At 32.9% G+C, this 10072-nt stretch carries 10 protein-coding genes and 1 tRNA gene; all 11 read right to left on the bottom strand.

What is annotated here, in order from left to right; all coding sequences use genetic code 11:
- Positions 1-112 (bottom strand): GTP-binding protein (locus tag OCU55_RS22970; RefSeq protein WP_261854617.1); only part of this gene is annotated, 112 nt, incomplete at its 3' end.
- Between the two features lie 61 nt (positions 113-173).
- A tRNA-Thr gene (locus tag OCU55_RS22965) sits at positions 174-249 on the bottom strand.
- Between the two features lie 91 nt (positions 250-340).
- Positions 341-979: an RNA polymerase sporulation sigma factor SigH gene (sigH, locus tag OCU55_RS22960; protein WP_261854612.1), complete on the bottom strand. Its 639-nt coding sequence runs from the start codon at positions 977-979 to the stop codon at positions 341-343.
- Between the two features lie 72 nt (positions 980-1051).
- Positions 1052-1561 (bottom strand): NYN domain-containing protein, encoded by a 510-nt coding sequence (locus tag OCU55_RS22955; protein ID WP_183279227.1) that lies wholly within the window; start codon positions 1559-1561, stop codon positions 1052-1054.
- A 23-nt stretch (positions 1562-1584) separates the two neighbouring features.
- The gene (gene rlmB / locus OCU55_RS22950; RefSeq protein WP_261854611.1) at positions 1585-2457 is read right to left on the bottom strand and encodes a 23S rRNA (guanosine(2251)-2'-O)-methyltransferase RlmB; all 873 of its coding nucleotides are present in this window, start codon (positions 2455-2457) and stop codon (positions 1585-1587) included.
- A gap of 30 nt (positions 2458-2487) precedes the next feature.
- Complete coding sequence (gene thyX, locus OCU55_RS22945) at positions 2488-3228, bottom strand: FAD-dependent thymidylate synthase (RefSeq protein ID WP_261854610.1); 741 nt, start codon at positions 3226-3228, stop codon at positions 2488-2490.
- A gap of 246 nt (positions 3229-3474) precedes the next feature.
- Positions 3475-3891, bottom strand: a complete 417-nt coding sequence (locus tag OCU55_RS22940; protein WP_261854609.1) for a Mini-ribonuclease 3 — start codon at positions 3889-3891, stop codon at positions 3475-3477.
- Positions 3892-3952: 61 nt separating this feature from the next.
- Positions 3953-5761, bottom strand: coding sequence for a penicillin-binding transpeptidase domain-containing protein (locus OCU55_RS22935; RefSeq protein WP_261854608.1), 1809 nt, complete (start codon positions 5759-5761; stop codon positions 3953-3955).
- A 161-nt stretch (positions 5762-5922) separates the two neighbouring features.
- Positions 5923-7176, bottom strand: coding sequence for a glutamate-5-semialdehyde dehydrogenase (locus OCU55_RS22930; RefSeq protein ID WP_261854607.1), 1254 nt, complete (start codon positions 7174-7176; stop codon positions 5923-5925).
- Between the two features lie 20 nt (positions 7177-7196).
- Entirely contained in the window at positions 7197-8327 is a 1131-nt protein-coding gene (gene proB, locus OCU55_RS22925; protein WP_261854606.1) for a glutamate 5-kinase, read from the bottom strand.
- Between the two features lie 310 nt (positions 8328-8637).
- The gene (gene cysS / locus OCU55_RS22920) at positions 8638-10035 is read right to left on the bottom strand and encodes a cysteine--tRNA ligase (RefSeq protein ID WP_261854616.1); all 1398 of its coding nucleotides are present in this window, start codon (positions 10033-10035) and stop codon (positions 8638-8640) included.
- Between the last annotated feature and the right edge of the window lie 37 nt (positions 10036-10072).

The raw sequence follows: 10072 nt of genomic DNA, 5'->3' as shown, positions 1-10072 counted from the left end.
TTGCTAATACTGATGTTATTGCAGCTGTTAATGTTGTCTTACCGTGGTCTACGTGTCCTATTGTTCCGATATTTACGTGTGGCTTATTTCTTTCAAATTTAGACTTTGCCATTGTGTGTTCCTCCTTTTTTAATTTGATAAACTTTGCCTAGCGTTTTGTAAATTCCAAAAAATGGAGCTCACGAACGGGATTGAACCGTCGACCTCCACCTTACCAAGGTGACGCTCTACCGACTGAGCTACGTGAGCAGTTTTATATAATATAATTGATATATAACATATACCAATTATAAAGTTTACTACCATTAATTTTTTTTGTCAATATTTTTTGTATTTTGTATTATTTAATATTTAAACATTTTTCTAACTTTCTTTTTACTCTTTGCAGCGCATTATCTATCGACTTAGCCTGCCTATCTAAATCACAAGCAATTTCTTGATATGACTTGCCATCTAAATAAGACATAAGTACCTCCATCTCAAGATCTGAAAGCACTCTTCCCATTTCTTTTTCAATATGAGTCATTTCTTCCTTGCTTATTATAAGTTCTTCTGGGTCTGTTATTTTAAGCCCAGTGAGTACATCAAGCAATGTTCTGTCAGATTCTTCATCATATATAGGTTTATTAAGGGAAACATAAGTATTTAGAGGAATATGTTTTTGCCTTGTTGCAGTTTTTATTGCTGTTATTATCTGCCTAGTGACACATAGTTCAGCAAACGCCTTAAAGGATGTAAGCTTTTCAGGATTAAAATCCCTAATAGATTTATACAAACCTATCATACCTTCTTGATAAATATCTTCTTTGTCAGCTCCAATAAGAAAATATGATCTTGCCTTTGTCTTGACAAAGTTTTCATATTTATTAATAAGGTACTCTTGTGCATTAGTATTACCCTTTTTGGCTCTAATTACAACTTCTTCGTCAGAAATTTCTTTAAACTCTACAAAGCTATTATCTCTACCTCTCGTCTCCACACTATCCCCCCTTTAACCACTGATGCTACTTAAATAATTATAAATCAGTCAATCTTTCTAAGTCAAGTAAAATCAACGACTCCTGCGTATTTTCTCAAGTTCTTCCAGTATTTTTTTATCTATACTATCTTCTAATAAGTTTTTTTGCTTCAATTTACTTTTTTCTGTTTTTTTCCTTATCTTATCCTCTATGGATAAAACTTCGTTATAAAACTCTAAAGAAGACATCCTTACAGCACCTCTTTGAAAAATCGTTTGTTGTTCTAACCAGTCTGAAGTCACAACAAAAACCTCAACTTTTCGGCCTATGTTATTTATCATTCTCTCTATATATCCATCAGCAGTTTCTCCGTCTTTAGTGAAGACCACAGTGACCATTCCAGCTATATCTTTCTTTTCCATATTTCCGCCCACTTTGTGAGCATCAAACACTATAACTATTTTGGAAGATTTATAACTTCCATAATTCTGCATAGTATCAATAAGCTGTTGTCTAGCTGACTCGAAACTATAATCTTTAATCTTATTTAAATTCGGCCAACTGTTTATAACGTTATATCCATCAATATATATTATTCTCACAATATCACTCTACTCTATTGAAACTATTTCAATAGTCTCGATTTTAATATTTCATACATCATGATCCCACCTGCAACTGAAGCATTTAAAGAGTTTATTTTTCCTACCATAGGTATCTTAACTAGTTTATCACACTTATCTTTTGTAAGTTTAGACATACCTCTTCCTTCACTACCTATAATCAAAGCGCACGCTCCAGAAAAATCAGTCTCGTAGGAATATGAGTCACCGTCTATTTCAGCACCATATACCCATACACCAGCTTCCTTTAATTCATCAATAACTGCATTTATGTTTGTAACCTTAGCAATCTTCATATGTTCTATGGCACCTGCAGCTGATTTATACACAGTTGGTGTTATTCCAACATTTCTTCTTTTAGGAATTATTATCCCATGTACTCCAGAAAGCTCAGCAGTTCTAACTATTGATCCAAGGTTATGAGGATCTTCAAGTTCATCCAATATTACAATAAACGGCTTTTCACCTTTTTCTTCTGCGTATTTAAGTATATCCTCTACTTCTGAATATTTAAATGGAGTTACTATTGCAATTACACCTTGATGCGCTCCTGTTTCACTAATTGAGTCTAGTTTTTTTCTATCCACTTCTTTAATAACAACTTTTTTATCTTTGGCCATTGCAATAACCTTATTAATAGAACCTTCCATATTACCGTTGGCAATTAATATTTGTTCTATAGTTGTATCAGACTTTAAAGCTTCGATAACTGCATTTCTACCTACTACTACATCTTCTCTAATCAAAGCGTCTACTTCTCTTCTATCTTCTCTTGTGTTCTTTTTAACAACTTCATTCTTAACAAACTTATTATTCTTTTTATAATCAGTCTTATTCTCATTTTTATTATTGCTTTTGTTCATTCTTTGAGCCATAAGTGTTTCATCTCCTTAAATCTTGTATTCCTATTTTCCTAAGTATTTTTCCCTAACTTCAACTATTTTACCGCAAGTCATCTTCCCTTCTGGGCAAGCTCCTTTGACGCAATTAGGTCCAGCTTTTTTAAATAGAGTCGGACAAACCTTTTTAACTTCTTCAAGCATTTCATCTGCCATGGCTCTTATTTCCCATTGCGCTCTGTTACAGCATCTATGATGGAAGAAATTCATCAAACTTCTTGCATTCATAGTAAAAACTACTTTTGTCTCGCAGGCATTTGGAAAAACATATCTTGCATCTTCAATAGCCTTTTTTTCCGCACTCTTTTCATCTATACCAGAACTTATGTAATTAGTCTTCAAAATCTCCACCAAGGAATCATAAGCCTCTTGGCTCTTTTCCATAGCAGCTATGTATACCTCTTTTGCTTTTTCATCACTCTCTATACTTGGCGGTATTATATACTCAAATTGATTTAGTTTTACGTACCTTTGGCTTTGTTGAGAGTATGATGCTATTCTATGTCTTACCAATTGATGACTTAAACTTCTAGACACACCTTCTACTCCAAAAGTAAAGGATACATGTTCTATAGGCGATTCATGTCCTATAGATACAAGCATATTCAAAAACTTATCTGTGCTTTCTTCATTCAGATTGTCCATAATAGAATCGATTCCAACTGAACTATAACAAAGTTTAGCTGCTGCTGCAATAACTTTCTCAGCCTCAGGGGTATATTGTATTAACTTAACTTTTAAACTCAAACTGTCCACTCCTCTTAATATTATTGCTTATATAAATAACATTAAACAAACATTTCAATATTATCTTATTATTCTTCAAGAATATAATCTTTTGTAGCTATACAAAGCTTACAAAAAAAACTATCAACTACTGAATTTAACTATAAATTCTTAACTTTTTAAATTGTTATATTTTTATATTTTTAACTATATAAATATTTAACTATATAACTATTTAAATAGTTATATAGTTAAAATCTTATAATTTTAAGGATTAATTACCTCTACACTTCTATTCAAAACATAAAGCAATCTTTCTTTATCTCCTATAAGGAATAAGTAACCAACTAACGCTTCAAATCCAGTGGCAGATCTATATTCAATAACATCTGCATTCTTAGGAACTGTTGCTGATTTAGCATTTCTTCCTCTTTTAAAAATATAAAACTCATCTTCACTAAGCTCTGACTCCAAAACCTTCATGATTTCACTTTGTCCATGTGCTTTTACATACTGAATAGCCTTAACATGAATTTTATGTGCTGATAGTTCCTTATTTTCAAGCAATATATAATTTCTTATAAAAACTTCATAAACTCCATCTCCTACAAATGCTAATTGAAGTGAGTTTAATCTCCTAGCCTCTTCTTTAGTTAACTTTTTATAAAGTAAATCTTCTAACATGTAATCTCCTTAATATTTGGCTTTAACTAAGCTTATTTTGAATCATTCAAACATCCTCCTGTTATTTAACAGTTGGTTGTATGTTCATTATCTTAAATATCTCTTGGAATAGATCATGAGCAACCGGCGCTGCAACTTCTCCTCCCATATGCTCCCCTTCTGGTGAATCTATAGTTATCAAAAGACTTACCTTCGGATCGTTATATGGAGCTCCACCGATAAATGAAGCTATAAATTTTTTATCATCATATCCTTTTCCATCTTTCTTTGGTTTTTGCGCAGTTCCAGTCTTACCACCTATACCATAGCCTTCTACATATGCAAGTTTACCCGACCCAGTAGATACAGTATCCTGTAAAAATCCAGCTACTTCATTAGCAATATTTTTACTTAAAACCTGTCTGCTATTTTTCTCTTCATAGGTAGAGACTATCTTCCTATTTCCGTCAGCATCAACTTCTGATAAGTTTTTCATAAAATGTGGTGTTGTATACACTCCATCATTAAATACTGTATTTATAGCTCCTATAAGCTGAACCATTGATGCAGCATCTGTCTGACCAAATGATATAGTCGCAAGATCTACTGGGCTTATTTGGTCAGTTGACTTTACAATACCTGGAGTTTCACCAGGAAAATCAATACCTGAAAGTTTTCCAAAACCAAAGTTTGATATATATTCATTCATCTTTTCCTTGCCAACTTTTTTTCCAAGATCTATAAACCCAGGATTACATGAGTTTTTAAGTAGATCAACTAGATTTTCCGCTCCATGCCCCTCTAGCTTCCAGCAATTTATTCTTTGTCCATTTACCAAAGCATATCCTGGATCAAAAAAATGATAATCGTTATTAACTTTTCCTTCCTGCAACGCTGCTGACATCGTTACTAGCTTAAAGGTTGATCCAGGTTCAAAAGCATCACTTACAACACCATTCCTAGTAACCTCAGAAAATTGCTTGCTATCCTTAACTCCCTTACTCGGATTATTAGGGTCGTAATCTGGTTTATTTACCATTGCAAGTATTTCACCATTTCTAGGATTAGTAACGATTATTCTTACTGATTCAGCTTTTGTTGACTGCATTGTTTTTGAGGCTATCTCTTCACAAGCATATTGAATTCTTGAATTTATAGTTGTAGTTAAGTCCTTCCCATTTACAGGCTGAGTATATATTTGATTAGAATATGGTAGATCTCTAGATTTTCTATCAACTTGACTTATGCTAACTCCCGGAACCCCTGTTAGATCTTTATTGTAGTATTGCTCTAATCCAAATAACCCTTTTCCATCTAAATCTACTCCCCCTAAAACCTGAGCAAGAAAATTATTGTTAGGATAGTATCTATTAGTATCATTTTCTATAATCACAAAATTATAGCTATTTTTATCTCTTAATTCTTTTATTTTATCTATTTGATTTTTTTCTATCTTTCTAGCGAGAGGCAATCCTCTTGGATAAACCCCTTGATCATTTTCTTTCTCCATGAAGTCTTCAACTTCTTTTTTATCTTTGCCCAAAATATCTGCAAATTTATCCGCTATATCCTTCACTATTTCTTGAGGCTTATCTCCAGTTTTTCTACTTTTAGTATCTGCATAATTATGAACCTCAAGTAAGTCTAAACTTAATTTATAAACATCACCACTAACCGCAAGCTGCTGACCGTTGGTATCTAGTATACTCCCTCTCTTAGGCATAATTGTCTGTTGATATGAAGACTGTGATTCTGCTTTAGCTACAAGAAAGTTTTTTCTGACAATCATCAAAAAACCCAATCTAAAAAATAATATAGCAAATAAGAATGTTATAATTCCTATAACTACAAAGGACCTTTTAGTGTTGTTAATAATTTTTCTTTGCTTCATAATAAAACCTCCATGGCTTGTACATATATATCTAACCTACATACTATTCATTCTTAATAAATTTTATTCTTATTCTATTTTAAATCATATTTTAGAATTTTTATATAAAAATTTAAAGAGTAGCATAAGCTACTCTAGTAAAATTAAAAATTTCTTCAAATTTATTTCCTAATTTGTCCATCTCCGTAAATCAAATACTTATACGAAGTTAATTCTTTTAATCCCATAGGTCCTCTTGCATGAAGCTTTTGAGTTGATATACCTATTTCAGCTCCAAAACCAAATTCTCCTCCATCCGTAAATCTTGTAGAAGCATTCACATAAACTGCAGCTGCATCTACTTCTTTTAAGAATCTTTGAGAATTTGTATAGTTCTCAGTTATTATAGCTTCTGAATGCTTGGTTCCATATTTATATATATGATCTAACGCTTCATCAATATGGTTAACAACCTTAACTGCTAATATTAGATCAAGATACTCAGTAGCCCAATCTTCTTCCGTAGCATCTTCACATTCTATAAAGCTTCTAGTTTCTTCGCAGCCTCTTAATTGAACCTTTTTTTCCTCAAGCTCTTTTTTAAGCTCTCCAAGTATATTCTCAGCAATGTTCTTATGGACTAATATAGTCTCTATAGCATTACATACTCCTGGTCTATGAGTCTTGGCATTAACTATAATTTCAATAGCCTTCTTAACATCTGCACTTTCATCTACAAATACATGACAATTACCGACTCCAGTTTCTATTACAGGAACTGTGGCATTTTCAACCACCTTCCTTATTAGATTGGCACCACCTCTAGGAATAAGAACATCAATACATTCATTAAATTTAAGCATTATATCAACTATTTCTCTATCTGTTATATCAACAAAGGTTACAGCTCCATTTGGAAGCCCACTTTCTGTTGCAGCCTTAGATATAATTCCCGAAATGACTATATTAGAATTTATTGCCTCAGATCCACCTCTAAGTATACAACTATTTCCACTCTTTATACATAATGCTGCTGCATCAATGGTAACATTTGGTCTCGCTTCGTATATTATGCCTACAACGCCTAATGGAACTCTTATTTTAGAAATTTTAAGTTCATTATAAGTTTTAAATCCTTCAATAACTTCTCCTATAGGATCATTAAGTCCTGATACCTGTTCCACAGCTGAAGCCATTACTTCTATTCTTTTTTCATCCAGAAACAGCCTATCTAATATAGCCTTTGATAAACCTTTCTTTTTGCCATTTTCTATATCCTTAGCATTCTCTGATATTATTGCATTTGTATTCTCTCTAATAGCTTTTGCTATGTTTAAAAGAGCTTTATTCTTAACTTCTGTCGTAACACTCGCCATACGTCTTGAAGCTGCTTTTGCTAGTAGTCCTTTTTGCATCATATATGCTTTATAATCCATCTTTATTACCTCCCCAATTTTTAGAATATAACCATATTATTTATATGAATGATTTCATCATAATGCTTGTAACCTAGTAGTTCTTCTATCTTTTTTGTTTCTACACCAATTATAGAACTTAAATCTTTTGAGTTATAGCTAGATATACCATGCCCTATCCTGTTCCCGTCTATGCCTAGTATACTTACCACATCTCCTTCATCGAATTTACCTTCAATAGATACTATCCCTTTTGGCAAAAGACTTTTATGGTTTCTTAGCGCCTTTTCAGCACCTAAGTCAACTACTATACTAGCTTTTGGTGCTGCCTCGTATGCTAACCAATGCTGTCTTCCTCTCATAGGCTTAACTTTCCCTTGAAAATAAGTTCCAACATTTTCACCATTTACAGCTCTTATTATGCTGTCGTTTGATGCTCCATTACATATTATCATTGATACGCCAGATGAGCAGCAAATCTTAGCCGCATGAAGTTTTGTTATCATTCCACCTGTACCAAGCTTTGATCCTGCACCACCTGCATAACCTTCAATCTCTTTAGTTATAGTCTCAACATAATCTATAATTTTAGCATCTTTATTATCTTTTGGATTACTGTCATATAGACCCTCTATGTCTGAAAGTATAATTAGCAGATCTGCATCTACAAATGAAGCCACCATAGCTGACAGACTGTCATTATCACCAAACTTTATTTCATCTACCACAAGGGCGTCATTTTCATTAACTATTGGTATAGCCCCTATATCTAGTAAAGTAAAGAAGGTGTTTCTTCCATTTAGATATCTTTTTCTATCTCTTATGTCTTCTCTAGTCATAAGAATCTGCGCCGAAACCTTATTATATTCTGAAAAAAGTTTCTGATACATATGAATAAGAGTTACCTGCCCCACAGCAGCACATGCTTGCTTTTCTGGTATAGTTTTTGGTCTTTCCTTATACCCCAAAGCACTAGCCCCTGTTCCAATAGCACCAGAAGTAACCAATATAACTTCAAGACCTCTGTTATGTAAATCCGCTATTTGCCTAACTATATTCTCCATCTTAACTAAATTAAGATTTCCATTTGCATAAGTAAGTGTTGATGTTCCTACTTTTATTACTACCTTTTTTATGTTTTCTAGATTTCTCAACCTTGTTTCCCCCTTCATTACTTATTGCTTATTACTAAATTCAAATACTTTCATGTACAGTAAAAAAGTCGCTGAAGCTACCTTCTTCAGTGAGCTTTTTTAACGCATCTGCCTTTCCGAATGTAGATGAGGAAAATCTGGCAGGCGAATAAGTTTTATTTTTTACTGTTTAGCAATATAAAACTTATAAAGCTATTGAAATATCTAGGTTTAGCTAGTTGGAAAGTTTTATAGTTTCCTATACAGTAAAAAGACTCGTGGCAAAGAAACACCATTTATGCTCTTCAATGCCACAAGTCTAAAATATCCAAAACAGATTACTAAAATACTAGATTTTTTTCCATCTTACTCCTTGAGGTGTATCCTCAAGAACAATACCTCTGTCTTTTAGCTCATCTCTAATTTTATCTGCTAATGCCCAATCTCTATCTTTTCTAGCTTGTTGTCTTTGTTCAACCAATTGTTCTATCTCATCTTCTAGAGAAACCTTAGTTGATTTTTGCAAGATTCCTAAAGGTCCACCTAGTTCTCTTATAAGTTTTAGCGCTTCAACTATAACTTCCTTGGAAGAATTTATCGATATATTTGTGTTAGTATCCTTTATTAAATCAAAGATAGCTGTAATAGCATCTGCAGTATTAAAATCATCATCCATTCTTTCAATATATTTATCTCTATGTTTTCCTAGAGAAGTCAAATAACTTCTTTCTTCATCTGTAGCAGCTTCCACCTTAACTTCTTCAAGTAAGTTTTCTAGGTTTGCTATAGCATTATAAATTCTATCTACTGACGCCTTAGCAGATTCTAAGAGTTCCTCACTAAAGTTAAGCTGTTGTCTATAATGAGCTGATAACATTAAAAATCTTATTACATCAGCATCATATCTATCTAATATTTCTCTTGCTGTAAAAAAGTTATTCAATGATTTAGACATTTTTTGATTGTTTATATTTACAAAAGCACTATGCATCCAATAGTTTGCAAATGGCTTTCCTGTAAGAGCCTCACTTTGAGCTATTTCATTTTCATGATGTGGGAATACTAAGTCCGATCCACCTGCATGAATATCTATTGTTTCACCAAGTATATCCTTAGCCATGCAAGAACATTCTATATGCCAACCTGGTCTCCCTAAGCCCCACGGACTTTCCCAACCTGGCTCACCTGTTTTTTGAGATTTCCATACTGCAAAGTCCATAGGATCTTGCTTTCTTTCATCTACATTTATTCTTGCTCCAGCCTGTAAGTCTTCTATATTCTGCCCGGATAACTTTCCATAATGGGCAAATTTTTTAGTTGAGAAATATACATCTCCATTAACCTCATATGCATATCCTTTATCGACAAGACTTTTTACAAAGCCTACTATTTCATCCATATATTCAGTTGCCCTAGGATTCACTGTAGCTCTCTCTATATTAAGAGAATCTGCGTCATGATAGTATTCATCTATATATCTATCACCTAGCTCTTTAACTGTTGTTCCTTCTTCATTAGCTTTATTGATCATCTTATCATCAATATCCGTAAAGTTTTGAACAAACTTAACCTCAAAGCCTCTATACTCAAAATATCTTCTTATTGTATCAAATACTATAAAAGTTCTTCCATTACCTATATGAAAGAAGTTATATACAGTAGGTCCACAAACATACATCCTCACCCTGTTTTTTTCGATGGGGATAAATTCTTCTTTTTTATTTGTAAGAGTATTATATATCTTCATCATTAACAGCCCTCCCTTTGTAAATTAATTTTTTATA

Source organism: Clostridium folliculivorans (assembly GCF_024341905.1).
Lineage (GTDB): Bacteria > Bacillota > Clostridia > Clostridiales > Clostridiaceae > Clostridium_AR > Clostridium_AR folliculivorans.
The sequence above is the reverse complement of the archived record's forward strand: the minus strand, read 5'-3'. Positions and strand labels throughout refer to the sequence as shown.

Bases quoted from the DNA above. Each gene is read 5' to 3' on its own strand.
- OCU55_RS22935 (WP_261854608.1), bottom strand. From the start codon at position 5,761: ATGAAGCAAAGAAAAATTATTAACAACACTAAAAGGTCCTTTGTAGTT.
- proB (WP_261854606.1), bottom strand. From the start codon at position 8,327: ATGAAGGGGGAAACAAGGTTGAGAAATCTAGAAAACATAAAAAAGGTA.
- OCU55_RS22940 (WP_261854609.1), bottom strand. From the start codon at position 3,891: ATGTTAGAAGATTTACTTTATAAAAAGTTAACTAAAGAAGAGGCTAGG.
- OCU55_RS22930 (WP_261854607.1), bottom strand. From the start codon at position 7,176: ATGGATTATAAAGCATATATGATGCAAAAAGGACTACTAGCAAAAGCA.
- rlmB (WP_261854611.1), bottom strand. From the start codon at position 2,457: ATGGCTCAAAGAATGAACAAAAGCAATAATAAAAATGAGAATAAGACT.
- cysS (WP_261854616.1), bottom strand. From the start codon at position 10,035: ATGAAGATATATAATACTCTTACAAATAAAAAAGAAGAATTTATCCCC.